The organism is Yinghuangia sp. ASG 101, assembly GCF_021165735.1.
GTDB lineage: Bacteria > Actinomycetota > Actinomycetes > Streptomycetales > Streptomycetaceae > Yinghuangia.
In genome coordinates this window covers 5,860,063-5,884,424 of record NZ_CP088911.1, presented here as the reverse complement: position 1 = coordinate 5,884,424, position 24,362 = coordinate 5,860,063, and the positions used below count along the sequence as shown (strand labels likewise).

Here is a 24,362-nt window from a genome sequence, read left to right as displayed (position 1 = left end):
CGACCGGCCGCGACGGGCGCGGGTGTTGTGCGGCGCGGCGGCCTGACGAGGGATCAGAGCCGCCGCGCGGACGACCGCGTCACGGGCGGAGGCGGTCGAGTTCCTTCTGCAGCGAGTCGAGCAGCCCGGTCCACGAGGTCTCGAACTTCTCGACACCTTCGTCCTCGAGCAGCTGCACGACCTCGTCGTACGAGATCCCGAGCCCGGCGAGGGCCGCCAGCTCGGCGCGCGACCGGTCGTACGTGCCGTGCACCGCGTCGCCCGCGATCTGCCCGTGGTCGGCGACCGCGTCCAACGTGGCCTCGGGCATCGTGTTCACCGTGCCGTCGACGACGAGGTCGTCCACGTACAAAGTGTCCTTGTACGCGGGGTCCTTGACACCGGTCGACGCCCACAGCGGACGCTGCACCTTGGCGCCCGCGGCGGCCAGCGCCTGCCAGCGGTCGGACGCGATGACCTCCTCGTAGGCCTCGTACGCGAGCCGCGCGTTGGCGAGCCCGGCCTTGCCGCGCAGCGCCTTGGCCTCGTCGGAGCCGATCTTGTCGAGACGGGCGTCGATCTCGGTGTCCACGCGGGACACGAAGAACGACGCGACCGACTCGATCTCGGACAGTTTGCGCCCGGCCTCCTTGGCCTGCTCCAGACCGGTGAGGTAGGCGTCCATGACGGCCTTGTACCGGTCGAGGGAGAAGATCAGGGTGACGTTGACGCTGATGCCCTCGCTGATCACCCTAGTGATCGCGGGCAGGCCCGCCTCGGTCGCGGGGATCTTGATGAACAGGTTGCGCCGGTCCACCAGCCACCAGAGCTGGCGGGCCTCGGCGATCGTCGCCTCGGTCTGATGGGCCAGGCGCGGGTCGACCTCGATGGAGACCCGGCCGTCGACGTGCTTGCTGGCCACGAAGACGGGCTTGAGCACGTCACACGCGTCCCGCACGTCCTGTGCGGTGATCATGCGCACGGCCTCGTCGACCGTGACGCCGCGCACCGCGAGGTCGCGGATCTGGTCGTCGTAGTCGTCCTTGCCGGCGATGGCCTTCTGGAAGATCGCGGGGTTGGTGGTGACACCGACGATCTCTTTGTCGCGCACCAGCTCGGCGAGGTTCCCGGAGGCCAGGCGGGCGCGGCTCAGGTCGTCGAGCCAGATGGCCACACCCTCGGCGGAGAGGCGACGGAGGTTGTCCGTCATGGTGTTCGCTCCTTGTGGATGGGGGATTCGTGCTCTGTATCCGGCTCAGGCACCGGCCACGCGCAGCGATTCCCGCGCCGCGGTGACAACGGCCTCGGCGGTGATGCCGAACTCCGCGAACAGCGTCTTGAAGTCGGCCGACGCGCCGAAGTGCTCCAGCGACACGATCTGCCCGGCGTCGCCGACGAACTCGCGCCAGCCGAGCGCGATACCGGCCTCGACCGCCACGCGCGCCTTGACCGCCGGCGGGATGACCTGCTCGCGGTACGCCTGGTCCTGCGCGTTGAACCACTCGACGGACGGCATCGACACCACGCGGGTCTTGATGCCCTCGGCTTCCAGTGTCTCCCGCGCGGCCACGGCGAGCTGCACCTCGGAGCCGGTGGCGATGAGGACGACCTGCGGAACGCCGGACGACGCCTCGGCGAGGATGTAACCGCCGCGCGCGGTGCCCTCGGCGCTGCCGAACTCGCCGCGCTCGTACGTCGGGACGTCCTGGCGGGTCAGCAGGAGGCCCGCGGGCCGGTCGGTGTGCGACAGGATCGTGCGCCACGCGACGGCGACCTCGTTGGCGTCCGCCGGGCGGACGACGTCCAGGCCGGGGATCGCGCGCAGTGCCGCGATGTGCTCGATCGGCTGGTGGGTCGGGCCGTCCTCGCCGAGGCCGATCGAGTCGTGCGTCCACACGTAGGTGACCGGCAGCTTCATGAGCGCCGCGAGGCGGACGGCCGGGCGCATGTAGTCGGAGAACACCAGGAAGGTGCCGCCGAACACGCGGGTGCCGCCGTGCAGCGCGATGCCGTTCATCGTCGAGCCCATGGCGTGCTCGCGAATCCCGAAGTGGACCGTGCGGCCGTACGGGTCGGCGGACTTGAGCGGGTTGCCGGCCGGCAGGAACGAGCTGGACTCGTCGATCGTGGTGTTGTTCGACTCCGCGAGGTCGGCGCTGCCGCCCCACAGCTCGGGGATGACCGGGCCGAGGGCCTGGAGCACCTTGCCGGACGCCTTGCGGGTGGCCATCGGCTTGCCGCCCTCGAACGACGGGAGGGCCTTCTCCCAGCCGTCGGGCAGCCGGCGCTCGGCGACGCGGGCGAGCGTCTCGGCGCGCTCGGGGTTCGCGGTGCGCCACGCGGCGAGCCGCTCGTCCCAGGCGGCGCGCGCGGCGCGGCCCCGGTCGACGACCTTGCGGGCGTGCGCGAGGACGTCGTCGGCGACCTCGAAGGTCTGCGCCGGGTCGAAGCCGAGGATCTTCTTGGTGGCCGCGACCTCGTCGGCGCCGAGCGCGGAGCCGTGCGACTTGGCGGTGTTCTGGGCGTTCGGCGCCGGCCACGCGATGGTCGTGCGCAGCGCGATCATCGTCGGGCGCTCGGTCTCGGCCCGGCCGGCCTCGAGCGCGGCGTACAGCGCGGCCACGTCGATGTCGCCGTCGGACAGCGGCTCGACGCGCAGCGTGTGCCAGCCGTACGCCTCGTACCGCTTGAGCACGTCCTCGCTGAACGCGGTCTCGGTGTCGCCCTCGATGGAGATGTGGTTGTCGTCGTACAGCGCGACGAGGTTGCCGAGCTTCTGGTGGCCCGCGAGCGAACTGGCCTCGGCGGAGATGCCCTCTTCGAGGTCGCCGTCCGACACGATCGCCCAGATCGTGTGGTCGAACGGCGAGGTGCCGGGAGCCGCGTCCGGGTCGAACAGGCCGCGCTCGTAGCGGGCGGCCATCGCCATGCCGACCGCGTTGGCGATGCCCTGGCCGAGCGGCCCGGTCGTGGTCTCGACACCGGCGGTGTGGCCGTGCTCGGGGTGGCCCGGCGTGCGGCTGCCCCACGTGCGGAACGCCTTGAGGTCGTCCAGGTCAAGGCCGTATCCGGACAGGAACAACTGCGTGTAGAGCGTCAGGCTCGTGTGCCCGGGGGACAGCACGAACCGGTCGCGGCCCGCCCAGTCGGGGTCGACCGGGTCGTGCCTGAGGAGCTTCTGCCAGATGAGGTACGCCGCGGGCGCGAGGCTCATGGCCGTACCCGGGTGGCCGTTGCCGACCTTCTGCACGGCATCCATCGCGAGGACACGGGCGGTGTCCACCGCACGCTTGTCGAGGTCGGTCCACTCCAGCGCGCTGCTGTCGTTGGTCGGCATGGTGCTCACCCTTGTCAGGGCTCCTTCCGGTTTCTCCGGTTGACCGCCGAATCGATGGCCGAAATGACGGGCCCGTCGCCCGCTCGGCGTAGACGGCACACGGCCGAGCCTACCGGGGTCCGGCGGGCCCCACGCGGCAGAGCGGGACGCCCGCGCGCACGGGCGGCCCCCGGGCATTCCGCGCCCAGGTGAGGGACTACAGTTTCCCGTTAGTTCTAATCCGCTGCTGATGGGGTGTTCGTGACAGCCGTCGAATCCCGACCGGCCGGGCTGGCGGGACCAACCCGCGGCAGTCGTCCGCCGGCGGCCCGGGTCCTCGCGTTCGTGACCCTCACGAAACCGCGCATCATCGAACTCCTGCTCATCAGCACGATCCCGGTCATGTTCCTGGCCGCGAAGGGGATGCCGGACCTGAGCCTGGTCCTGGTGGTCTGCTTCGGCGGGTACCTGTCGGCGGGCAGCGCCAACGCCTTCAACATGTACCTCGACCGGGACATCGACCGGCTGATGCACCGCACCGAGCGGCGCCCGCTCGTGACCGGAATGGTGTCCCCGCGCGAATGCCTCGCGTTCGCCGCGACGTTGGGCGTCGTATCGACTGTCTGGTTCTGGACGCTGGTGAACCCGCTGTCGGCCGGGCTGTCGGTGCTGGCGATCTTCTACTACGTCGTGGTCTACACGATGATGCTGAAGCGGCGCACCCCGCAGAACATCGTGTGGGGCGGCATCGCGGGCTGCATGCAGGTGCTGATCGGCTGGACCGCGGTGACGAACTCCCTTGCCTGGGCGCCGTTCGTGCTCTTCATGGTCGTCTTCTTCTGGACGCCGCCGCACTATTGGCCGCTGTCGATGAAGTGCGCGGACGACTACGCCAACGCGGGCGTGCCGATGCTGCCGGTCGTGGCGGGGAACAAGGTCGTCGCGAAGCAGATCGTCGTCTACAGCTGGGTCATGGTCGCCACGTCCCTGCTGCTGTGGCCCGCCGCCGACACCGGCTGGCTCTACCCGGCCGCCGCCGGGGTGCTGGGCGCCGCGTGGCTGTACGAGGCGCACGCGCTCGCGCGACGGGCCAACGCCGAGGCTACGGGCGTGAAGCTCAAGGAAATGCGCCTGTTCCACTGGTCGATCACGTACCTGACGCTGCTGTTCGTCGCGGTCGCGGTCGACCCGCTGATCTTCGCCTGACCGGGCCGTACGCCGCGTCCTGTGCGCGGCCCCGCGGCGCCGTCCTGACGACGCGTCGGTAACATTTCGCGCATGACCGACACGGAGACTCCGGCGGCTCCGACCGCCCCCAGGACCGACCGCTCAGTGCGCCGCCTGGCCCGCAACCTCTCGCGCTTCGCGGCCCGTCACGCGGTGAACGGGGACGCCAAGGCCGACGCCGTCGTCGAATACATCGGGCGCGACTCGACCCGTATCGTCATCGTGGGCGCCGACGGCCAGTGGGGCGACCAGGTCGCGCGCGACCCGCAGACCGCCAGGCAGGCCGTCGAGGCGGCCGGCCTGACGCTGCACGAGGAGTTCCCCGGCGACGTGGCGCTGCGCGTACGGACCGGGCGGTACGAGTGGTCCCGGATGGCCGGAATCCAGATCGGCGGCCCGGCGAACGCCTGAGGCGACGGACGGGTCCGCCCATCGCGGCGCGACGGGCGGCTCGTTGCGCCGGGCCGACGCTTGCTTGCCCAGGCCGGTCTCGGCGCCCCTGTGGGACCGCATCGGCATGCGCGCCTGAGACGGACACAACCGCTCTGCCCGGCCCTTCTGTGCGAGGCCGGCAGACCCGGCATGCCACCCCTGACCAAGCGACGCGGCAGGCCCGGCGCGGGCGACCATCCCGGCGCAGCCGCGGCTGTGCTGGGCCGGCCCGTACGTATGGCCGCATCGGCCCGCTGCCCGGCGCGCACACCGCCGAAGCCCCGTGCCGGCTTCGCCCGCGCGAGCCGTCCGCCGCCGCTCAGTAGCGCGTCGCGGGGACCGGCTCGTCCGCCGGGGCGGGCTCGTCCGCCGACGGGGCGTCGTCGCCGTCCTGGCCGGCCTCGCCGCGCTCCCGCAGGCCGAAGACGATGCGGGTCGTGGTCACGACCACGAGGCACGCGCCGAACATGTGCAGCGAAACCTGCCATTCCGGCAGGCCGTTGAAGTACTGCGTGTAGCCGATCAGGCCCTGCGGGAGCATGACCCCCAGCAGCCACCACACGCGCCGCTGCGCGGCGACCGGGGCGTCCGTGACGCGCAGGGCGAGGGCGAGCGCGAGGGCGGCGCCGAGGAGCAGGAACGCCAGGTCGGCGTGCAGCCACGCCATCTGGTCGACGTCGACGTCGAACCGCCGCGCGTCCTCGTCGCCCGCGTGCGGGCCGGACCCGGTGACGACCGTGCCGACGACGAGCAGCGCCGCGAGCACGCCGAGGCCGGCGGACGCGAAGACGCGGATCTCGCGGCGGACCAGCGGGCGTACCGGGCCGTCGCCCTCCCCCGCCCTCTCGTACAGCGCGACCGCGGACGCGATCATGAACATGGAGAGAAGCAAGTGGGCGGCCACGGACGCCGGGTGAAGGTCCGTCAGCACCGTGATGCCGCCGAGGATCGCCTGTCCGACGACGGCGAAGAGCTGGAACGCGGCGAGGTAGCGGATCTCCTTGCGCACCGGGCGGTGCTTCCACGCGGCCACGATCGCGGCCACCGCGATCGCGCCGACCACGTAGGTCAGCATGCGGTTGCCGAACTCGATGAAGGCGTGCCCCGAGCTTTCGTCGTGCGGCGTCCACTGCGCGTCGTTGCAGCGCGGCCACGTGTCGCAGCCCAGCCCCGACCCGGTGAGCCGGACCAGGCCGCCGGTGATGACGATGCCGATCTGGGCGCACAGGTTGGCCAGGAAGATCCGGCGGGCGAAAGGTGACACGGCGGACGGCGAACTCATGGGCATCAGCGTACGTTGTGAACAGTTTCACTAAGTACGCGGCCCCCGGCTGCGACGGGCTACTCCCAGCGGAAGAACCGCGCCGCCGCCGCGAGCCCGAGCACCGCCCACACGGCCAGGATTCCCGCGTCGCCCCAGGGCATCGCGGCGCCCTCGCGCAACACGTCGCGCAGCCCGTCGGAGAGCGCGGCGATCGGCGTGAGGGCGAGCACCGCCTCGACGCCGCCCGGGAATTTGTCGAGCGGCACGATCACGCCGCCGCACACCAGCAGCAGGACGAACACGAGGTTCGCCGCGGCCAGCGTCGCCTCGGCGCGCAGTGTGCCGGCCATGAGCAGGCCGAGCCCCGAGAACGCGGCCGTGCCCAGCACGAGCAGCAGGACGACCGCGAGCGGATTGCCGTGCGGATCCCAGCCGAGGCCGAGGGCGATCGCGGCCAGCAGCGCCACCTGGAGCACCTCGACGAGCAGCACGCAGCCGGTCTTGGCGACCATCAGGCCCCAGCGCGGCAGGGGTGTCGCACCGAGGCGCTTGAGGACGCCGTACCGCCGTTCGAAGCCGGTCGCGATGGCCTGGCCGGTGAACGCCGTGGACAGCACCGCGAGCGCGAGCAGCCCGGGGGCGAGGAAGTCGACGCGTTCCTCGCCGGGGGCCAGTTCGCCCACGTCGACGACGTCGACCGCGCCGAAGAGCACCAGGAGCAGCGACGGGATCACGATCGTCAGCAGCAGCTGCTCGCCGTTGCGCAGCAGCATCCTGGTCTCCAGCAGCGTCTGCGCCGCGATCATGCGGCCGAGCGGCGCGGCGCCGGGTTTCGGGGTGAAGGCCCCCACGGATGCGCTCACGTCCGCAGCTCCCGCCCGGTCAGTTCGAGGAACACGTCTTCCAGCGTGCGGCGTTCGACGGTCAGCTTCTCCGGCATGACGCCGTGCTGCGCACACCACGCGGTGACGGTGGCCAGCAACTGCGGGCCGATGTCGCCCTCGACACGGTACGCGCCGCGCGCGACCTCGAAGGCCTTCGCCCCCTCGGGCAGTGCGGCCACCATCGCGGTCAGGTCCAGCCCGGGAGGGCCGGAGAAGCGCAGTGAGTCCTCCGCGCCGTCACGGCACAGTGCCTCGGGCGACCCGGAGGCGATCACCCGGCCGCGGTCGATGATGTGCACGTCGTCGGCGAGGTGTTCGGCCTCGTCCATGAAGTGGGTGGTGAGGACGACGGTGACGCCGTCGGTCCGCAGGTCGCGGACGAGGTCCCAGGTCGCGCGGCGGGCCTGCGGGTCGAGGCCCGCGGTCGGCTCGTCCAGGAAGACCAGCTCGGGCCGGCCGACGACCGCGAGGGCCAGGGCGAGGCGCTGCTGCTGCCCGCCGGACAGGCGCCGGTAGGTCGTCCGGCCGCAGGAGGCCAGCCCCAGGCGTTCGACCAGGGTCGGGATGTCGAGCGGGTGGGCGTGCAGCCGGGCGACGTGCCGCAGCATCTCCTCGGCACGGGCGCCCGCGTACACACCGCCGGATTGCAGCATGACGCCGACCCGGGGCCGCAGCCGCTCGCCGTCGGCGCCGGGATCCAGGCCGAGTACGCGGACGCGCCCGGCGTCCGCGCGGCGGTACCCCTCGCAGACCTCGATGGTCGACGTCTTGCCCGCGCCGTTGGGCCCGAGGACGGCCGTCACCGATCCGGCGTCGACCACGAGGTCGAGTCCGTCCACGGCGGTTTTGTCGCCGTACTTCTTGACCAGACCGACGATCTCGACGGCAGGCCCCTGCGCGGAGTCCATGGCGCATCAGTCTAGAAAGCGGCGGCGGCGCCTCCGCACGGGGACGCCGCCCGCCTCGTCTCCCCGGCCGCTCCCCCTCCGCCGCGCCGCGTCCGGCCGGTCGTTCAGGCCGCGTCCCGGCGCGCGCGGAAGAGTGTCGACGCGGCAAGCACCGCCGCCGCCGCGCTGATCGCCGCGGCGCCGAAGGAGGCGCCGACGCCGTGGGTGAGGACGTGCTCGGGGCTCGCGCCGGGGGCGGCGTCGCGGGTGGCGTGGCCGAACACGGTCACCCAGACCGCCAGGCCGACCGTTCCGGCCAGCCACTGCGTGGTCTGGAGCAGTCCGGACGCGGCGCCCGATTCGGCCGGCGCGACGCCGGAGAGGCCGAAGATGCTCATGGGCGACATGGCCGCTCCCGCCCCCGCGCCGACGAGTACCAGCGGGCCGAGGATGCCGGCCGCGTACGCGTCCGTCTCCCCGATCCGCCACAGCCACAGCAGCCCGACCGTCACCGCGGACGCGCCGGTCACCGCGGGCCAGGCCGGTCCCACGCGGCGCACGAGGGTCGGCGCGAGCCGCGCCATGGCGAACTGCGCGGCCATCATCGGCAGGAACGCCAGGCCGGCCCGGACCGGGGTGTAGCCGCGGGCCTCCTGGAAGTACTGCCCGAGGAAGAACAGCACGCCGAACATCGCGGCGCCGAGGAGCGCGACGGGCGGCAGGATCCGGGCGAGGGTGCCGCGGGTGGCCGTGCGGGTGAGCGGTTCGGCGGCGTGGCGCTGGGTGGGGACGAAGACGGCGAGCAGCACCGCGGCCACGATCAGCGCGGCGACCGTGGCGCCGTCGCCCCAACCGTGCGAGCCGGCCCGGATACACGCGTACACCAGCGCGCCGACGCCGCCGGTGACGGTGATCGTTCCGGCGAAGTCGAAGGCGGGACGGGTGCCGGAGGCGGCGCGGTCGACGCGGGGCACGATCCGCGGCGCCAGCACCACGAGGGCCGCGCCGAGCGGCACGTTGATCAGGAACACCCAACGCCATGAGGCGAGTTCGGTGAGCAGCCCGCCGAGGATCAGGCCGACGGTCGCACCGCCGCCGAGGACCGCGGAGTACCAGGAGATCGCGCGCGCTCGGGCGGCGCCGGCGAACATGCTGACGAGCAGCGCCATGGTGCTCGGTCCGATGAGCGCGCCGCCGACGCCCTGCAGGACGCGGGCGGCGATGAGCCACCACGCCCAGGGGGCCAGCCCGGCCAGCAGCGAGGCCGCGGTGAACAGGCCGACACCCGCGCAGAACACGCGGCGGCGGCCCAGCGCGTCGCCGACGCGTCCGCCGAGCAGGAGCAGGCCGCCGTAGGAGAGCGTGTAGGCGTTGAGGATCCAGGCGGACGCGGTCGAGGACATGTCGAGTGCCGCGCGCATGTCCGGCAGCGCGAGGTTGACGACGGTCACGTCGATGCCGACGAGCAGCATCGCCCCGACGACGACCGCGAGGGCGAGCCCGGGCCGAGGTGGTCCGGCCTCGTCGGGAGGGGGCGGCGCCGCGGCTCCCCCGACGGGTGGAGTGGCGGAGGCGGCCGGAGTGGAGGCGGACGCGGACATGGTTGACCCCCGGGAGAGCGCATGGGAATTTAAGAGACGGACTGGTCTCTTACAGCACGAGAGAATAAGAGACTCGATGGTCTCTTACAAGCGCCGGGGATACTGGAGGCCGGATTGCGAGAAAGGTGACCCCGAGGTGGCATCCCGTACCGGCGAACCGCCCCCCGACGAGGGCGCTCCCACGCGCAGGCGCGGACGTGCGCTCGAACAGGCCATCTACCAGGCCGTGTTCGACGAACTCCTCAGAGTCGGGTACGCCGGGCTCACCATGGACGGCATCGCCGCCGCCGCCCGCACGGGCAAAGCCCCGCTCTACCGCCGCTGGCCCGAGAAGGACGCCCTCCTCCTCGACGCGCTGCGCGACCGACTCCCCAAGGCGGAAGACATCGACCTGACCGGCGACCTGCGCACCGACCTGCTCGCGATCCTGCGCTTCCTGCACAGCGCGTGCACGATGACCGCCGACCCCGCGCTCCAGACCGTCAAGCACTCCCACGAGGCGACGCACCAACTCGTCCGCGAACGCATCGCGGCCCCGACCCGCCGCATGATGCTGGAGGTGCTGCGCGCGGGCGAGGCGCGCGGCGACGTGCGCCCGGGGGCGGCCACCCCGCTCACCGCGCGCGTGGGCTCCGCCCTGGTGACCTACCAGAACCTGACCGGCCCCGAGGAACTGGACGACGCGTACATCGTGCGGGTCGTCGACGAGGTGCTTCTCCCGATGCTGCGCCCGGACGCCGCGCCCGAGACGGGCGCCACACCACCGCACCAGGCAACTACTTTGCGTGAGACAGGCAGGTCACCGGCCTGTTAGGCGGCCCTAAGTGACTCAGCGCACGCGGATGTGGTTCGCCAGGGGAAGGCATTAACGCAACAATGGCGTTGTGAAATACATGCGCGAGGACGCGGAACCCCGGGGGCGGAGCACCGCCGCCGGAGTCGGCGTGCCCGAAACGGACGCGCATGCGGGCACCCGCAACAAGGTCGCCCGGTCGATCCTCGCGCACGGCCCGTCGACCGCGGCGGATCTCGCCGAACGGCTCGACCTCACCGCCGCCGCGGTGCGCCGCCACCTGGACGCGCTGCTCGCGGACGGCGTGATCGAGGCCCGCCAGCAGCGGGTGTACGGTCAGCGCGGGCGGGGCCGCCCCGCGAAGGTGTTCGCGCTCACGGACGCCGGCCGCGGGTCATTCCATCAGGAATACGACGTCCTGGCCGCCCAGGCCCTGCGCTTCCTCGCGGAGGTCGCGGGCGACGACGCGGTCATGGCGTTCGCCCGCGGGCGGGTGGCCGACCTGGAGGCCAGGTACCTCCCGGTCGTCGAGAACGCCCCCGCCGAAAAACGGGCCGAGGCGCTGGCAGAGGCGCTGTCCGCCGACGGATACGCCGCGAGCGCGCGGCAGGCTCCCGGCGGAGAGCAGCTTTGCCAGCACCACTGCCCGGTGGCGCATGTCGCCGAGCGGTTCCCCCAGCTGTGCGAGGCGGAGACCGAGGTGTTCGCGCGACTCCTCGGCACCCACGTCCAGCGGTTGGCGACCCTCGCCCATGGCGACGGCGTCTGCACCACGCACGTACCGAAGAACGTCACCGGGAGGGACCCCGCATGACCACCGAAGCTCGCCCCGAGCTCGACGGCCTGGGCACGTACGAGTACGGCTGGGCCGACCCGGATGTCGCGGGCGCGACCGCGCGCCGCGGCCTGTCCGAAGCCGTCGTCCGAGACATCTCGGCGAAGAAGAACGAGCCCGAGTGGATGCTCAAGCTCCGCCTCAAGGGCCTGCGGCTGTTCGACAAGAAGCCCATGCCGACGTGGGGCTCGGACCTGTCCGGGATCGACTTCGACAACATCAAGTACTTCGTGCGGTCCACCGAGAAGCAGGCGGCCTCGTGGGAGGACCTGCCGGAGGACATCAAGAACACGTACGACAAGCTCGGCATCCCCGAGGCGGAGAAGCAGCGTCTGGTCGCCGGCGTCGCGGCGCAGTACGAGTCCGAGGTCGTCTACCACCAGATCCGCGAGGACCTGGAGGAGCAGGGCGTCATCTTCCTGGACACCGACACCGGCCTGCGCGAGCACCCGGAGATCTTCCAGGAGTACTTCGGGTCGGTCATCCCGGTCGGCGACAACAAGTTCGCCGCGCTGAACACCGCGGTGTGGTCCGGCGGCTCGTTCATCTACGTGCCGAAGGGCGTGCACGTCGAGATCCCGCTCCAGGCCTACTTCCGGATCAACACCGAGAACATGGGCCAGTTCGAGCGGACGCTGATCATCGCGGACGAGGGCTCGTACGTGCACTACGTCGAGGGCTGCACCGCGCCGATCTACTCGTCGGACTCGCTGCACTCGGCCGTGGTCGAGATCGTCGTCAAGAAGAACGCGCGGGTGCGCTACACGACGATCCAGAACTGGTCGAACAACGTCTACAACCTGGTCACCAAGCGGGCCGTCGCCCACGAGGGCGCGACCATGGAGTGGATCGACGGCAACATCGGCTCCAAGGTGACGATGAAGTACCCGGCCGTCTGGCTGCTCGGCGAGCACGCGAAGGGCGAGACGCTGTCGATCGCCTTCGCGGGCGAGGGCCAGCACCAGGACGCGGGATCCAAGATGGTGCACTGCGCGCCGAACACGTCGTCGAACATCGTGTCGAAGTCGGTCGCGCGCGCGGGCGGACGCACCTCCTACCGCGGCCTGGTCCAGATCGAGGACGGCGCGAAGGGCTCCACCTCGTCGGTGAAGTGCGACGCGCTGCTGGTCGACACGGTCTCGCGCTCCGACACGTACCCGTACGTGGACGTGCGCGAGGACGACGTGTCGATGGGCCACGAGGCGACCGTCTCCAAGGTCTCCGACGACCAGCTGTTCTACCTCATGAGCCGCGGGATGACCGAGGACGAGGCCATGGCGATGATCGTGCGCGGCTTCGTCGAGCCGATCGCCCGCGAGCTGCCCATGGAGTACGCCCTCGAACTGAACCGCCTGATCGAGCTGCAGATGGAAGGGGCTGTGGGCTAGGCCCGCAAATACCTATGGCAAGCGCTAACAACTCCGGTAGCACCACCGCCGGTTCCATCGCCGTGCGCGAGGCCGGGGCCGGCGACGAGCTGGCCGGCCCCGGCACCGGGCGCATGGTCAGCCAGCCGGCCGACGCCCGGCAGGTCGCCGTCGCCTCGTACGACGTGAACGACTTCCCCGTGCCGACCGGCCGCGAGGAGGACTGGCGGTTCACCCCGCTGGACCGGCTCCGCGGGCTGCACGACGGCACGTTCGGCGAGGTCGGCGCCCCCACCGTCGAGGTGGACGCCCCGGCCGGTGTCGTCGTGGAGACCGTGGGCCGTGACGACGCGCGCCTCGGCAAGACGGGCGCACCGGTCGACCGGGTCGCCGCCCAGGCGTTCTCGTCGTTCGAGAAGGCCACCGTGGTGACCTTCCCCCGCGAACTCGCGCCGGGCGAACCGGCCGTCGTGCGCACGCGCGGCACCGGCGCCACCGGGTTCGGCCACCTGACGATCACCGTCGAGGCGTTCGCCGAGGCGGTCGTGGTGCTCGACCACGGCGGCAAGGGCGCGTACGCCGACAACGTCGAATTCCTCGTCGCGGACGGCGCGCGGCTCACCGTCATCTCGGTGCAGGACTGGGACGCGGGCTCCGTACACCTGGGCCACCACGTCGCCCGCCTGGGCCGCGACGCCACCTTCACGTCGGTGGTCGCGACCCTCGGCGGCACGCTCGTGCGGCTGTTCCCGCGCGTGGTGTTCGACGCCCCCGGCGGCGACGCGTCGCTGTACGGCGTCTACTTCGCCGACTCGGGCCAGCACCTGGAACACCGCCTGTTCGTCGACCACGACGTGCCGCGCTGCCGCAGCCACGTCACGTACAAGGGCGCGCTCCAGGGCTCGGACGCCCGCACGGTGTGGATCGGCGACGTGCTGATCCGCGCGGCGGCCGAGGGCACCGACACCTACGAGCTGAACCGCAACCTGCTGCTCACCGAGGGCGCGCGCGCCGATTCGGTGCCCAACCTGGAGATCGAGACCGGCGAGATCGCCGGCGCGGGGCACGCGAGCGCCACCGGGCGGTTCGACGACGAGCAGTTGTTCTACCTCCAGGCCCGCGGCATCCCCGCCGACGAGGCCCGCCGCCTGGTGGTACGCGGCTTCTTCGCCGAGATCATCGCGCGGATCGGCATCCCGGAGCTGGAGCAGCGCCTGATGACGGCCATCGAGGCGGGCCTGGAAGCAGGCGCCCGATGACGTACGTACGCGCCTGCGGCGAAGCCGAGTTGGCGGACGACACGCCGCTGCGGGTGGTCCTGGGTGGCGTACCCGTCACGCTCGTGCGCACCGAGGGTGAGGTGTACGCGATCAACGACGTGTGCAGCCACGCCAATGTGTCGCTGTCCGAGGGCGAGGTCGAGGACTGCGCGATCGAGTGCTGGCTGCACGGCTCGCGCTTCGACCTGCGGACCGGCCGCCCGTCGGGCCCCCCGGCCACCCAGCCGGTGCCCGTGTACCCCGTGAAGATCGAGGCCGACGCGGTATACGTCGACCTGAACCAGGAGTCCTGAGTCCGTATGGCAACGCTTGAGATCCGCGACCTGCACGTCAGCGTGGAGGCCGAGACCGGCCCCCGCGAGATCCTGCGCGGCGTCGACCTGACCGTGAAACAGGGCGAGACCCACGCCATCATGGGCCCCAACGGCTCCGGCAAGTCGACCCTGGCCTACTCGATCGCCGGGCACCCGAAGTACACCGTGACCGGCGGCAGCGTCACCCTCGACGGCGAGGACGTGCTGTCGATGACCGTCGACGAGCGCGCCCGCGCCGGACTGTTCCTCGCGATGCAGTACCCGGTCGAGGTGGCCGGGGTGTCCGTCTCGAACTTCCTGCGTACGGCCGCCACCGCGGTGCGCGGCGAGGCCCCCAAGCTGCGGCTGTGGGTCAAGGAGGTCAAGGAGGCGATGGAACGCCTCCAGATGGACCCGGCGTTCGCCGAGCGCAACGTCAACGAGGGCTTCTCCGGCGGCGAGAAGAAGCGCCACGAGATCCTGCAGCTGGAGCTGCTGAAGCCGAAGATCGCGGTGCTCGACGAGACCGACTCCGGGCTCGACGTCGACGCGCTGCGGATCGTCTCGGAGGGCGTCAACCGGGTCCGCGACACCGGCGAGATCGGCACGCTGCTGATCACGCACTACACGCGGATCCTCCGCTACATCAAGCCCGACCACGTCCACGTGTTCGCGGGCGGCAGGATCGTCGAGTCCGGCGGCCCTGAACTGGCCGACAAGCTTGAGGCCGAGGGCTACGAGGCCTACGCCGGAGTCAAGGAGAGCGCATGACGACAACCCTCGCGGGGCTCCTGGACACCGAGACGATCCGCAAGGACTTCCCGGTCCTGTCCCGCACGCTGCACGACGGCAAGCCGCTCGTCTACCTGGACAACGCGGCGACCTCCCAGAAGCCCAAGCAGGTCCTGGACGCGCTGAACGCGTACTACGAGCTGCACAACGCCAACGTGCACCGCGGCGTCCACGTGCTCGCCGAGGAGGCCACGGCGCTGTACGAGGGCGCCCGCGACAAGGTGGCCGCCTTCGTCAACGCGCCCTCGCGCGACGAGGTGGTCTTCACCAAGAACTCCTCGGAGGCCCTGAACCTCGTCGCCAACATGCTGACGTGGGCGGACGAGCCGTTCCGCGTCGGGCCGGGCGCCGAGGTGGTCATCACCGAGATGGAGCACCACTCGAACATCGTGCCGTGGCAGCTGCTGTGCCAGCGCACGGGCGCGCGGCTCAAGTGGTTCGGGCTGACCGACGACGGCCGCCTCGACCTCTCGGACATCGACCGGGTCATCACCGAGAACACCAAGGTGGTCTCGGTGGTCCACACCTCCAACATCCTCGGCACGATCAATCCGCTCGACGCGATCGTGCGCCGGGCCCACGACGTCGGCGCCCTCGTGGTCGTCGACGCGTCGCAGGCGGCGCCGCACGTCCCGCTCGACGTGCAGGCCCTCGAAGCCGACTTCGTGGCGTTCACCGGCCACAAGATGCTCGCCCCGACCGGCATCGGCGTCCTGTGGGGGCGGCTCGGCCTGCTCGAGGAGCTTCCGCCGTTCCTGGGCGGCGGCGAGATGATCGAGACCGTGACGATGAGCGCGTCGACGTACGCGCCCGCGCCGCACAAGTTCGAGGCCGGCACCCCGCCGATCGCGCAGGCGGTCGGGCTCGGCGCGGCCATCGACTACCTCGACGCGCTCGGCATGGACAAGGTCGAGGCGCACGAGCACGCGCTCACGGCGTACGCCATCGACGCGCTGGCGTCGGTACCGGGCCTGGAGATCATCGGGCCGAAGACCGCCGAGGCGCGCGGCGCGGCGATCTCCTTCAAGTTCGGCGACCTGCACCCGCACGACGTGGGCCAGGTGCTGGACGAGCAGGGCATCGCGGTCCGCGTCGGCCACCACTGCGCGCGCCCGGTGTGCCTGCGCTACGGCGTCCCGGCCACCACGCGCGCGTCGTTCTACCTGTACTCGACTCCGGCCGAGGTCGACGCCCTGGTGGCCGGCCTGGAACACGTACGCCGTTTCTTCGGCTGACTGTGGTGGACCTGACGTCACGGGCATGGGAGCGAACCCGGCGATGAAACTCGACTCGATGTACCAGGAGATCATCCTGGACCACTACCGCAACCCCCACCACAAGGGGCTGCGGGACCCGTTCGACACCGAGGTGCACCACGTCAACCCGACGTGCGGCGACGAGGTGACGCTGCGGGTCAAGCTGGACGGCACGGGCGACGACGCCAAGGTCGTCGACGTGTCGTACGAGGGCCAGGGCTGTTCGATCAGCCAGGCGAGCGCGTCCGTCATGACCGACCTGGTCATCGGCCGTACCGTCGCCGAGGCGCTTGCGGTGCAGGAGGAGTTCCTGCACCTCATGCAGTCCAAGGGCCAGGCCGAGCCGGACGAGGACGTGCTGGAGGACGCCGTGGCCTTCGCCGGTGTCTCCAAGTTCCCCGCCCGCGTCAAGTGCGCGCTGCTCGGCTGGATGGCGTGGCGGGACGCGACGACACAGGTGATGGAGGGCCAGAAGTGAGCGACACCAAAGTGAACTCGCCGGCGAGTGCCGAGGACGTCACGGAAGCGCTGTACGACGTCGTCGACCCGGAGCTGGGCATCAACGTCGTCGACCTGGGCCTCGTCTACGGCGTCACCGTCGACGACGGCAACATCGCCACCGTCGACATGACCCTGACCTCGGCCGCGTGCCCCCTGACCGACGTCATCGAGGCCCAGGCCAAGGGCGCCACCGAGAACCTGGTCAGCGACCTGCGCATCAACTGGGTCTGGATGCCCCCGTGGGGCCCCGAGAAGATCACCGACGACGGCCGCGAACAGCTCCGCGCCCTGGGCTTCAACGTCTGACCCCACCGACGGCCGGGGGAGAGCACCGCACAGCGAGTGCTCTCCCCCGGCCGTCGGTGTCGAATGCCGCGGTATCGGCCGGACACACATGACCCGGTGACCGGCGCGCTCGGCGGATGCCCGCGGAACGGGCCGCGGTGGGTCGGCGCCCGGGCCCGACCACGGAGAATGCGGGCCACTCGGTACCGTGGCGGGATGGGTGTGGGTCGGGCCGACGATCAGGCCGGTGAGTTCGAGGCCGAGCGGGGGCGGTTGTTCGGGATCGCCTATCGGATGCTCGGGTCGGCCGCCGAGGCCGAGGACGCGGTGCAGGACGCCTACATGCGGTGGCACGGTGCCGACCGGGAGCGTATCGAGGCACCGCGCGCGTGGCTGGCGAAGGTGGTCACGAATCTGTGCCTGACCCGGCTCACCTCGGCGCGGGCGCGGCGCGAGGAGTACGTCGGCTCGTGGCTGCCGGAGCCGGTGCGGACCGACACGGGGGCGCTCGGGCCGTTGGAGACGGCCGAGCAGCGCGACGCCGTGTCGATGGCGGTGCTCGTCATGATGGAGCGGCTGTCGCCGCCCGAGCGGGCCGTGGTCGTGCTGCGGGACGCGTTCGGCTACAGCCACCGCGAGATCGCCGCGGTGCTGGACTGGTCCGAGGCGAAGACGCGGCAGACGTACCACCGCGCCAAACAGCACCTGGCCGACGAGCGCCCGCGTTTCGAGGCGCCCGCGGCCGTACGCGCCGACCTGCTCGCCCGCTTCCTCGCGGCAGCCGCCGAAGGGGCGCTCGACCGGCTTGAGGCCCTGCTCGCCGACGACGTCGTCACGTGGTCGGACGGTGGCGGCAAGGTCTCCGCGGCCACGCGCCCCGTGCACGGCCGCGACAAGGTCGCCCGCCTGCTGGCCGGGCTGATCGAGCGTTTCGCGGCCGACGCGGACATGCGCGTCGTGGAGGTCAACGGCGACCCGGCGGTGCTGACGTGGGAGGGCACGGCGCTGACCAGTGCGACGACGGTGGAGTTCGGCGCCGAGGGGGTCGTCGCCGTACGGATCATGCGGAACCCGGACAAGCTGATGTTCCTCCGGCGGCAGGCGTCCCCCGACGCGTAGGCCCGGGGCGCGCCACGCCGGCCCGGTACCGCCGTCGCGGGCCGCGCCCGCGTCCGGGAAACGCGGGCGGACCGGCCGACTGCGGCCGACTTTTTTCGCGGAACGGCCCCGGGGCTGTCACATCGCGCGAAGCTGCCCGGTTCGTTTTCCTGAGGAGTGAGGGCGGCCCCGCGAGACACGCGGCGGCGGCTCGCACGCGAGGAGGGAACCATGAGCGAGAACGTGATCCTGGTGACCGGCGCGACCGGGCTGCTCGGGCGGGAAGTCCTGGAGCGGGTGCGGCACGCCGGTGTGCCGGTGCGGGCGATGACGCGCAAGACGGACCTGCCGGACGATCCGGGTGTGCGCTGGGTGACCGCGGACCTGCAGACCGGAACGGATGTCGCCGAGGCCCTGGAGGGCGTGACGACGGTCATCCACTGTGCCTCGGACACGCGCAAGCCGAAGCACGACATCCCCGGTTGGCGGCATCTGATCGACGCGGCGCGGGAGGCGGGCGTTCGGCACATCGTCAACATCTCGATCGTCGGCGTGGACCGCACGACCTACCCGTACTACAAGATCAAGCTGGAGGGTGAGCTGATGCTCGCCGAATCCGGCATCCCGTGGACCAATCTGCGTGCCACGCAGTTTCCGGACCTGCTCGACGCGGTGTTCCGCTTCATGATGAGGCTGCCGTTCGTTCTGGTGCCGTCCAAGACCCCCTGCCAGCCCGTGGACCAGGGCGAAGTCGCGGACCGGCTGGTCGAGTTGGCGCTCGGGGCACCGGCCGGGCAGGTCGCGGAGATGGGTGGGCCGAAGGTGTACGACGCCAAGGAACTCGCCCGGACGTGGCTCGCGGCGGCCGGTCGGAAACGGCCGATCCTGCCGATCCACCTGCCCGGCACGGTGGGCGCCGTGTTCCGCTCCGGCGCCCTGACCACCCCCGAACACGCGGTCGGCGTCCGGACGTGGGAGGAGTTCCTGGCGGGCAAGGTGGCGGACCGCGCGACCCGCTGACACGACCCGGCACGACAGCCGGGCGGCACACCGCCTCGCGGGCTCCCTCCCGGACCCGCACCCTGGTCCTTGGTCCTTGGTCCTTGGTCCCTGGCCCCTGGTCCCTGGCCCCTGGCCCCTGGTCCCTGGTCCCTGGTCCCCCAGGGTGCGGAAGCCCGCCGGCACACCACCTCGCGGCCCCCCGCCGCGACGGCCCGGGCCCGACGCCCGAGCCCGCCCGGCCGCCGTCTCACGGCGGACCGGGCCGCGGACACCGCGGGCTTCGCCCGTCCGCGGGCGATCGTGCCGGTCAGGGTCGGGATTTCCCGGGCCGGCGACTCGTCCGATATTGTGTGCGATCCGTCCCCTCCCGGGTGAAACCGTTGGCTTGATCCCCTCCTTGCCCGCTCCCTCCGGCCCTGTCGCGCGGTAGCGTCGCCCGGGACAGTGGGCGAGCTGTGGGGTGGGGTGGAGACGCGTGCTCTTCAGATGGCGTCGACGACACGAGCGTCACCTTGCCGCGTACCGGCTCCGGCTCGAACAGGAGGCCGCGCGGGCGGCCGTGTCGGCGAGCAAGGAGGTTGTCGCGGTGCCACCGCTTCCCGCCTCGCAACAACGAATTCCGGTCGAAACGGAGTCCGGCCTTCCGCTGCACGAGGCGTCACCGGACGATCCGTCGTCGCGGACCGCCGCCCCGCCCGGCGGCGAGCAGCGGGACCGGGCGACTCTGCTCTCCGACCGCGCCCGGCAGCTCGGCAAGGCCGGGCGGCACGCCGAGGCCTCCGCTCCCGCCCGCGCCGCCGTGCGCATCCTCGGGGATCTGACCGAGCGGGACCCCGCCGAGCACGCCCCGGCCCTCGTCGAGGCGTTGCGCGCGCTCGCCGCCGTCCTCGCGGGCGGGCGGCAGTACGCCGACGCCGTCAAGGTCGCCGACCACGCCGTGCTGCGGGCCCGCAGGCTCGCGGCGCTCGACGTGCGGCACCACCGCCCGCTGCTGGCCGCGACGTTGCGCGACCTGGGCGCCCGCCTCGGCGACGCGGGCGACAGCGACCGTGCGCTCGCGGTGCTGCACGAGTGCGTCGAGGCGTACCGCACGCTGGCCGCCCGGGCCCCCGAGCGGCACCGGACCGGACTCGCGGACGCGCTCGACGAGTTCGCCGGACGGCTCGCGGCCACCGGGCAGGTCGACGAGGCACTGTCGCTGTTCGACGAGGCCGCGCGGCTGCTGACCGCCGCCGACGCCGACGTCCTCGCGCAAGTGACGATGCGTCAGGCCAATTTGCTGGCCCGCGTCGGGCGCGTCGACGAAGCCCTCGAACGCGCGCGGTCCGCCGTCGCGTTGCGCCGCGCACCGACCGAAAGCTCCACGCCCGGGCCGGCCGACGACGCGCTCGCCGCGGCGTTGCAGGGGCTCGGCCTGCTGCTCAGCGGTGCCGGCCGCCACGACCGCGCCGTCGAAGCGCTCGAAGAGGCCGTCGCGCTCCGCGCCCGCCGCGTCCGCCTGGACCCGGTGCTGGCGCGCCGCCCCGAAGTCGCGGTCACGTACGCCGTCTACGGGCTGGTCCTGATCTCCGCCGACCGGCCGGCCGACGCGGTCCCCCCGCTCGCGGCGGCACTCGGCGTCGGCAACGCCCTCGACCTGCCGCAGGTGGTCGACATGGCCACCGACGCCCTCGTGCGCGCCCACGCCGCCGAGCCGGTCGCCGTGCGCTCCCGCTGGCGGGCCGCGACCGGCGAGGACGCCCCCGCGTGGATCGGCGGGCGCCGGGCCCGCGAGGTGCCGGCGCCGGAGGCGCACGCCGCGGTGGCCTCGGGCCGTCCGGCCGCCGACGGCACGATGGCGCCCGAGCCGTCGGCGCGGCCTCCGAAGCCGCCCGCGCCCCGGCCGTCGGGGCGGCTGACCGCCGACCGCGTGGCCGGCGAGCGGGCCGTCCGCAGGCCGCCTCCTCCGCGCCGCCCGCGCAGCGACATCGACGTGTGAGCACCCGCGCGGGGCGGCGGGATCAGACCGCCGGCCGCCGGGTCACGTCGTACGTGTCCCAGACCTCGTTCCAGAACGCGTCGAGACCGCGCTCGTTGATGAACTGCCGTTCCACCTCGTGGATCGGGTACATGCCCTGAATGGTGATCAGATCGGTGCCGGCCAGGCAGGGTTCGGAGACGTCGATGCCGATGGCGTCGGCACGCTCTATCACCGTCGACGCGAAGACGAAGAACGCCGTCATCTCGGTGTCCGGGGCGATCCGCTCGCCGAAGTCGATGGTGTTGCCGTACACGAACGGGCAGACGCCGCGCAGTTGTTCGCCGAGATAGCCGAGCACGCGCGACCATATGGCGTCCGGTGACCGCACGCACATGCACAGCTCGATGGTTTCCGGCGACTCCCGACCGGCGCGCGGGACCAGGGAGACGCCGTAGGTGATCGACGTGGCCATGCCCCGGTTGGGCAGGCCCGTGTACCGCAGCGAGGTCACCCCCGGCACATCGGGCCGCGACGAAGGGGCCACGAAGACTTCCGGCTCGGCGTCGCCCACGAGACTGTCGATATGGGCCGAGTAGGCGTGCACGCGGCTGGACATCCCCTCATCCTGCCCGACACCGCCGCCGCCCGGCGGCAACCACGCTCCGTCGCCCGAGTGACCGACCCGATTCGCCGAACTCCCAGCAGCCCGGTTCAGTCCGCCGCGACGGCCGCGGCGGCGGCCCGGCGGCGGCGCACGACGTACCAGGCCGCGCCACCGAACGCGGCGAGTGCGGCGACGCTGCCGCCGAGCAGCGTGGTCGTGGACGGCCCCGCGGTATCGGCGACCTCGGCGGGGAGGCGGTCGACATCCGTCGAACACACGACCGGTACGGTGCTGTCGCCGAGCCGCGCGCAGGCCGTGGTCGCAACGCCGTGCTCGTCGGGCAGCCGGTCGACGCGGGCCTTGACGGTGTGGACGAGTTGCTGCCCGGTCGGCAGTGCCACGGTCCACGTGACCTGGGTGTCCGCTCCCGCCGACACGGCCCCGCCGCCGGCGTCCAGCAGCGAGACCCCGGACGGGAGGGTTTCGGTCAGGGTGACGTCCCGCAGATCGGTCGAGCCGAGGTTGCGCAGCAGCACCGTGTAGGTGTGCACCTGCCCGGGCTTCGACGTCATCGAGCCGTTGTCGACCTTGATCGCCAGCGCGGGCCGGGTCGGCGGCGGCAGCGACGAGCCGGAGGCGGGTGCGGCCGGCCATACGGCGACCAGTGCGACGGCTGCCGCCGTGCCGAGGCACGCGCGGCGGGGCGAGCGGACGGGCACAAGGCACCCCAAGGCGGTGATCGGACGGGCGGATCACCGCTCAGTGTGCGGAGTGCGGGCGCGTACGGGTGACACGCACGGCCGGGACGGGGCCGTCGGGGTGACCCACGTCCACTCGTTCGGTCGGAGCGCGGCGGCCGAGGCACACCGGATCACGCGACCGTGAAAAGCCGAGAAGGCGGCGGAAATCAGTGCACGGAACGAGAACGCGCGCTGCCGTCAGATCTCGCCGCGCAGCTTGGCCAGCGCCTCGGCGAGGATCGCCTCGCCGTCCGCGTCGCTGCGGCGCTCGCGCACGTACGCGAGGTGCGTCTTGTAGGGCTCGGTGCGCGGCGCGTCCGGCGGGTTCTCGCTGTCCTGCCCGGCGGGGAGTCCGCAGCGGGGGCAGTCCCAGGTCTCCGGCACCTGCGCGTCGGTCGCGAAGCTCGGCTGCGTCTCGTGCTTGTTGGCGCACCAGAACGAGATACGCAGACGCGGGGCCGCCTCGCCGCGCTCGGCCTCCCCCATCGGGCCCGCGCCGACCCGGCTCCCACGGATGGCGTTGCCACTTGCCACGGTTCCAACTCCCCTGGATCTGTGTGCCGCGCGCCCGGTCGCGCGGCTCGAACGGCACCCCCGTACGCCCACGGCCGGGGGGCTGCTTCGCGAAACAGTGTACGTGCGCCCCGCACAGCCGTGAACCGCGCATCTCGCGCTTTCCGACACGACGTCAGGAAGCGTGCCCGGACCGGGACATCGTGTCGGACTCGGGTGACCGCGGGGTCGGCGGCTATTCCTTGAGCAGCAGGCCGAGCACGATGATCGTGACGAACCACAGGGATCCCACGATGACGGTCAGGCGGTCGAGGTTCTTCTCCACGACCGACGAACCGCCCAGGGACGACGACATGCCGCCGCCGAACAGGTCGGAGAGGCCTCCGCCCTTGCCCTTGTGCAGCAGGACAAGCAGCACCATCAGGGCGCTGAAGATGATCAGGGCGATCGAGAAAGCGAGCTCCACGGCCTGGACCCGGTTCCTTTTCTTGTCGAAGAGTCGGAGCGCGGTGGGCACCGGCCGACTCTGCGGACGCGCGGCCAGGGATTCCTGGCCTCCGACAGGGTACGCCGTCCTCCCGCCCACCGGGGAAACGGAGCCGCGAGGCCCCGGCCCGGAGGGCGGGAGACGAGCGGGTGCCTAACCTACGCCTTGGTCCCCGAAGCGGACCAGCTTGACGAACTCGTCGGCGTCCAGGCTCGCGCCGCCGACCAGGCCGCCGTCGATGTCCGGCTTGGCCATCAGGCCCGCGACGTTGGACGACTTGACGGAACCGCCGTACAGCACGCGCACCTTGTCGGCCAGGTCCGCGCTGTACAGCTCCGCCAGCCGCGAGCGGATCGCGGCGCACACCTCCTGGGCGTCCTCGGGCGTCGCGACCTCGCCGGTGCCGATGGCCCACACCGGCTCGTACGCGATCACCACGGTCTCCGCCTCGGCCGCCGGAATCCCGGCGAGGCCGCCGTCGACCTGGGCGAGCGTGTGCGCGACGTGGTCGCCCGCCTTGCGCACCTCCAGGCCCTCGCCCACACACAGGATCGGCACGATGCCGTTCGCGAACGCCGCCTTGGCCTTGGCGTTCACGACCTCGTCCGTCTCGGCGTGGTACTGCCGGCGCTCGGAGTGGCCCACGGTGACATACGTGCACTTGAGCTTCGCGAGCATCGATCCCGCGATCTCCCCCGTGTACGCGCCGCCGTCGTGCCGCGACAGGTCCTGCGCGCCGAAGACGATGCGCAGCTTGTCGCCGTCGACCAGTGTCTGGACCGACCGCAGGTCGGTGAACGGCGGCAGCACGGCGACCTCGACCTGGTCGAAGTCCTTGTCGTCCAGGGCGAACGCGAGCTTCTGCACCAGCGCGATGGCCTCAAGGTGGTTGAGGTTCATCTTCCAGTTGCCGGCCATGAGTGGCACCCGGCCGGTCGCACCCGAGGCGTTGGTCTTCTTGGACAT

Annotated in this window: 25 protein-coding genes; 14 read left to right on the top strand and 11 right to left on the bottom strand. The window is 72.0% G+C overall.

Annotated features, from left to right (window positions below; genetic code table 11):
- Positions 1-79: 79 nt before the first annotated feature.
- On the bottom strand, positions 80-1,189 hold the full coding sequence (gene tal, locus LO772_RS25245; protein WP_231774321.1) for a transaldolase: 1,110 nt from the start codon (positions 1,187-1,189) through the stop codon (positions 80-82).
- 45 nt (positions 1,190-1,234) lie between these two features.
- A complete protein-coding gene (tkt, locus tag LO772_RS25240) occupies positions 1,235-3,316 on the bottom strand; it encodes a transketolase (RefSeq protein WP_443089470.1) in 2,082 nt (693 codons plus the stop codon).
- A 240-nt stretch (positions 3,317-3,556) separates the two neighbouring features.
- Between tkt and LO772_RS25235 the strand changes: the two genes are divergently transcribed.
- Positions 3,557-4,501, top strand: a complete 945-nt coding sequence (locus tag LO772_RS25235; protein ID WP_443089314.1) for a heme o synthase — start codon at positions 3,557-3,559, stop codon at positions 4,499-4,501.
- 72 nt (positions 4,502-4,573) lie between these two features.
- Positions 4,574-4,933 (top strand): hypothetical protein, encoded by a 360-nt coding sequence (locus LO772_RS25230; RefSeq protein WP_231774318.1) that lies wholly within the window; start codon positions 4,574-4,576, stop codon positions 4,931-4,933.
- A gap of 340 nt (positions 4,934-5,273) precedes the next feature.
- Here LO772_RS25230 and LO772_RS25225 read toward each other — a convergent pair whose 3' ends face one another.
- The 4 genes from LO772_RS25225 to LO772_RS25210 all read right to left on the bottom strand — a co-directional run bounded on the left by LO772_RS25225 (position 5,274) and on the right by LO772_RS25210 (position 9,590).
- Positions 5,274-6,236: a COX15/CtaA family protein gene (locus LO772_RS25225; protein ID WP_231774317.1), complete on the bottom strand. Its 963-nt coding sequence runs from the start codon at positions 6,234-6,236 to the stop codon at positions 5,274-5,276.
- Between the two features lie 59 nt (positions 6,237-6,295).
- Positions 6,296-7,024: an ABC transporter permease gene (locus LO772_RS25220; RefSeq protein ID WP_231779715.1), complete on the bottom strand. Its 729-nt coding sequence runs from the start codon at positions 7,022-7,024 to the stop codon at positions 6,296-6,298.
- A gap of 53 nt (positions 7,025-7,077) precedes the next feature.
- The gene (locus LO772_RS25215; protein WP_231774316.1) at positions 7,078-8,010 is read right to left on the bottom strand and encodes an ABC transporter ATP-binding protein; all 933 of its coding nucleotides are present in this window, start codon (positions 8,008-8,010) and stop codon (positions 7,078-7,080) included.
- A 104-nt stretch (positions 8,011-8,114) separates the two neighbouring features.
- Entirely contained in the window at positions 8,115-9,590 is a 1,476-nt protein-coding gene (locus LO772_RS25210; protein WP_231774315.1) for an MFS transporter, read from the bottom strand.
- Positions 9,591-9,726: 136 nt separating this feature from the next.
- Between LO772_RS25210 and LO772_RS25205 the strand changes: the two genes are divergently transcribed.
- The 12 genes from LO772_RS25205 (at position 9,727) to LO772_RS25150 (ending at position 21,070) form a co-directional block, all read left to right on the top strand.
- Positions 9,727-10,404 carry a TetR/AcrR family transcriptional regulator gene (locus tag LO772_RS25205; protein ID WP_231774314.1) on the top strand — a complete coding sequence of 226 codons (678 nt, stop codon included), beginning with the start codon at positions 9,727-9,729 and terminating at the stop codon, positions 10,402-10,404.
- A gap of 79 nt (positions 10,405-10,483) precedes the next feature.
- Positions 10,484-11,197 (top strand): helix-turn-helix transcriptional regulator, encoded by a 714-nt coding sequence (locus tag LO772_RS25200; protein WP_443089469.1) that lies wholly within the window; start codon positions 10,484-10,486, stop codon positions 11,195-11,197.
- On the top strand, positions 11,194-12,606 hold the full coding sequence (gene sufB / locus LO772_RS25195; RefSeq protein WP_231774312.1) for a Fe-S cluster assembly protein SufB: 1,413 nt from the start codon (positions 11,194-11,196) through the stop codon (positions 12,604-12,606). Before LO772_RS25200 ends, sufB begins: the two co-directional genes overlap by 4 nt.
- A gap of 14 nt (positions 12,607-12,620) precedes the next feature.
- Entirely contained in the window at positions 12,621-13,844 is a 1,224-nt protein-coding gene (gene sufD, locus LO772_RS25190) for a Fe-S cluster assembly protein SufD (RefSeq protein WP_231774311.1), read from the top strand.
- Complete coding sequence (locus LO772_RS25185; protein ID WP_231774310.1) at positions 13,841-14,158, top strand: non-heme iron oxygenase ferredoxin subunit; 318 nt, start codon at positions 13,841-13,843, stop codon at positions 14,156-14,158. The genes sufD and LO772_RS25185 overlap by 4 nt, the downstream gene beginning before the upstream one ends.
- A gap of 6 nt (positions 14,159-14,164) precedes the next feature.
- A complete protein-coding gene (gene sufC / locus LO772_RS25180; protein WP_231774309.1) occupies positions 14,165-14,929 on the top strand; it encodes a Fe-S cluster assembly ATPase SufC in 765 nt (254 codons plus the stop codon).
- Positions 14,926-16,185, top strand: a complete 1,260-nt coding sequence (locus LO772_RS25175) for a cysteine desulfurase (protein ID WP_231774308.1) — start codon at positions 14,926-14,928, stop codon at positions 16,183-16,185. The genes sufC and LO772_RS25175 overlap by 4 nt, the downstream gene beginning before the upstream one ends.
- A 43-nt stretch (positions 16,186-16,228) precedes the next feature.
- A complete protein-coding gene (sufU, locus tag LO772_RS25170) occupies positions 16,229-16,684 on the top strand; it encodes a Fe-S cluster assembly sulfur transfer protein SufU (RefSeq protein WP_231779714.1) in 456 nt (151 codons plus the stop codon).
- Entirely contained in the window at positions 16,681-17,013 is a 333-nt protein-coding gene (locus LO772_RS25165; protein WP_231774307.1) for a metal-sulfur cluster assembly factor, read from the top strand. Before sufU ends, LO772_RS25165 begins: the two co-directional genes overlap by 4 nt.
- A 195-nt stretch (positions 17,014-17,208) precedes the next feature.
- Complete coding sequence (locus tag LO772_RS25160; RefSeq protein WP_231774306.1) at positions 17,209-18,111, top strand: RNA polymerase sigma-70 factor; 903 nt, start codon at positions 17,209-17,211, stop codon at positions 18,109-18,111.
- Positions 18,112-18,321: 210 nt separating this feature from the next.
- The gene (locus tag LO772_RS25155) at positions 18,322-19,110 is read left to right on the top strand and encodes an SDR family oxidoreductase (RefSeq protein ID WP_231774305.1); all 789 of its coding nucleotides are present in this window, start codon (positions 18,322-18,324) and stop codon (positions 19,108-19,110) included.
- Between the two features lie 568 nt (positions 19,111-19,678).
- Positions 19,679-21,070 (top strand): tetratricopeptide repeat protein, encoded by a 1,392-nt coding sequence (locus tag LO772_RS25150; RefSeq protein ID WP_231774304.1) that lies wholly within the window; start codon positions 19,679-19,681, stop codon positions 21,068-21,070.
- 22 nt (positions 21,071-21,092) lie between these two features.
- Here LO772_RS25150 and LO772_RS25145 read toward each other — a convergent pair whose 3' ends face one another.
- The 5 genes from LO772_RS25145 to tpiA all read right to left on the bottom strand — a co-directional run bounded on the left by LO772_RS25145 (position 21,093) and on the right by tpiA (position 24,362).
- On the bottom strand, positions 21,093-21,668 hold the full coding sequence (locus LO772_RS25145; RefSeq protein ID WP_231774303.1) for a suppressor of fused domain protein: 576 nt from the start codon (positions 21,666-21,668) through the stop codon (positions 21,093-21,095).
- A 95-nt stretch (positions 21,669-21,763) separates the two neighbouring features.
- Positions 21,764-22,375, bottom strand: coding sequence for a DUF11 domain-containing protein (locus LO772_RS25140; RefSeq protein WP_231774302.1), 612 nt, complete (start codon positions 22,373-22,375; stop codon positions 21,764-21,766).
- Positions 22,376-22,594: 219 nt separating this feature from the next.
- Positions 22,595-22,930 carry an RNA polymerase-binding protein RbpA gene (locus LO772_RS25135; RefSeq protein ID WP_269453090.1) on the bottom strand — a complete coding sequence of 112 codons (336 nt, stop codon included), beginning with the start codon at positions 22,928-22,930 and terminating at the stop codon, positions 22,595-22,597.
- Between the two features lie 214 nt (positions 22,931-23,144).
- Entirely contained in the window at positions 23,145-23,375 is a 231-nt protein-coding gene (gene secG, locus LO772_RS25130) for a preprotein translocase subunit SecG (protein WP_269453089.1), read from the bottom strand.
- A gap of 174 nt (positions 23,376-23,549) precedes the next feature.
- A complete protein-coding gene (gene tpiA / locus LO772_RS25125; protein WP_231774301.1) occupies positions 23,550-24,362 on the bottom strand; it encodes a triose-phosphate isomerase in 813 nt (270 codons plus the stop codon).

What these genes read in the sequence shown, in the direction of transcription:
- tal (WP_231774321.1), bottom strand. Translation starts at nt 1,189, where the DNA reads ATGACGGACAACCTCCGTCGCCTCTCCGCCGAGGGTGTGGCCATCTGG.
- tkt (WP_443089470.1), bottom strand. Translation starts at nt 3,316, where the DNA reads ATGCCGACCAACGACAGCAGCGCGCTGGAGTGGACCGACCTCGACAAG.
- LO772_RS25230 (WP_231774318.1), top strand. Translation starts at nt 4,574, where the DNA reads ATGACCGACACGGAGACTCCGGCGGCTCCGACCGCCCCCAGGACCGAC.
- LO772_RS25225 (WP_231774317.1), bottom strand. Translation starts at nt 6,236, where the DNA reads ATGAGTTCGCCGTCCGCCGTGTCACCTTTCGCCCGCCGGATCTTCCTG.
- LO772_RS25220 (WP_231779715.1), bottom strand. Translation starts at nt 7,024, where the DNA reads ATGATCGCGGCGCAGACGCTGCTGGAGACCAGGATGCTGCTGCGCAAC.
- LO772_RS25215 (WP_231774316.1), bottom strand. Translation starts at nt 8,010, where the DNA reads ATGGACTCCGCGCAGGGGCCTGCCGTCGAGATCGTCGGTCTGGTCAAG.
- LO772_RS25210 (WP_231774315.1), bottom strand. Translation starts at nt 9,590, where the DNA reads ATGTCCGCGTCCGCCTCCACTCCGGCCGCCTCCGCCACTCCACCCGTC.
- LO772_RS25200 (WP_443089469.1), top strand. Translation starts at nt 10,484, where the DNA reads ATGCGCGAGGACGCGGAACCCCGGGGGCGGAGCACCGCCGCCGGAGTC.
- sufB (WP_231774312.1), top strand. Translation starts at nt 11,194, where the DNA reads ATGACCACCGAAGCTCGCCCCGAGCTCGACGGCCTGGGCACGTACGAG.
- sufD (WP_231774311.1), top strand. Translation starts at nt 12,621, where the DNA reads ATGGCAAGCGCTAACAACTCCGGTAGCACCACCGCCGGTTCCATCGCC.
- LO772_RS25185 (WP_231774310.1), top strand. Translation starts at nt 13,841, where the DNA reads ATGACGTACGTACGCGCCTGCGGCGAAGCCGAGTTGGCGGACGACACG.
- sufC (WP_231774309.1), top strand. Translation starts at nt 14,165, where the DNA reads ATGGCAACGCTTGAGATCCGCGACCTGCACGTCAGCGTGGAGGCCGAG.
- LO772_RS25175 (WP_231774308.1), top strand. Translation starts at nt 14,926, where the DNA reads ATGACGACAACCCTCGCGGGGCTCCTGGACACCGAGACGATCCGCAAG.
- sufU (WP_231779714.1), top strand. Translation starts at nt 16,229, where the DNA reads ATGAAACTCGACTCGATGTACCAGGAGATCATCCTGGACCACTACCGC.
- LO772_RS25160 (WP_231774306.1), top strand. Translation starts at nt 17,209, where the DNA reads ATGGGTGTGGGTCGGGCCGACGATCAGGCCGGTGAGTTCGAGGCCGAG.
- LO772_RS25155 (WP_231774305.1), top strand. Translation starts at nt 18,322, where the DNA reads ATGAGCGAGAACGTGATCCTGGTGACCGGCGCGACCGGGCTGCTCGGG.
- LO772_RS25145 (WP_231774303.1), bottom strand. Translation starts at nt 21,668, where the DNA reads ATGTCCAGCCGCGTGCACGCCTACTCGGCCCATATCGACAGTCTCGTG.
- tpiA (WP_231774301.1), bottom strand. Translation starts at nt 24,362, where the DNA reads ATGTCCAAGAAGACCAACGCCTCGGGTGCGACCGGCCGGGTGCCACTC.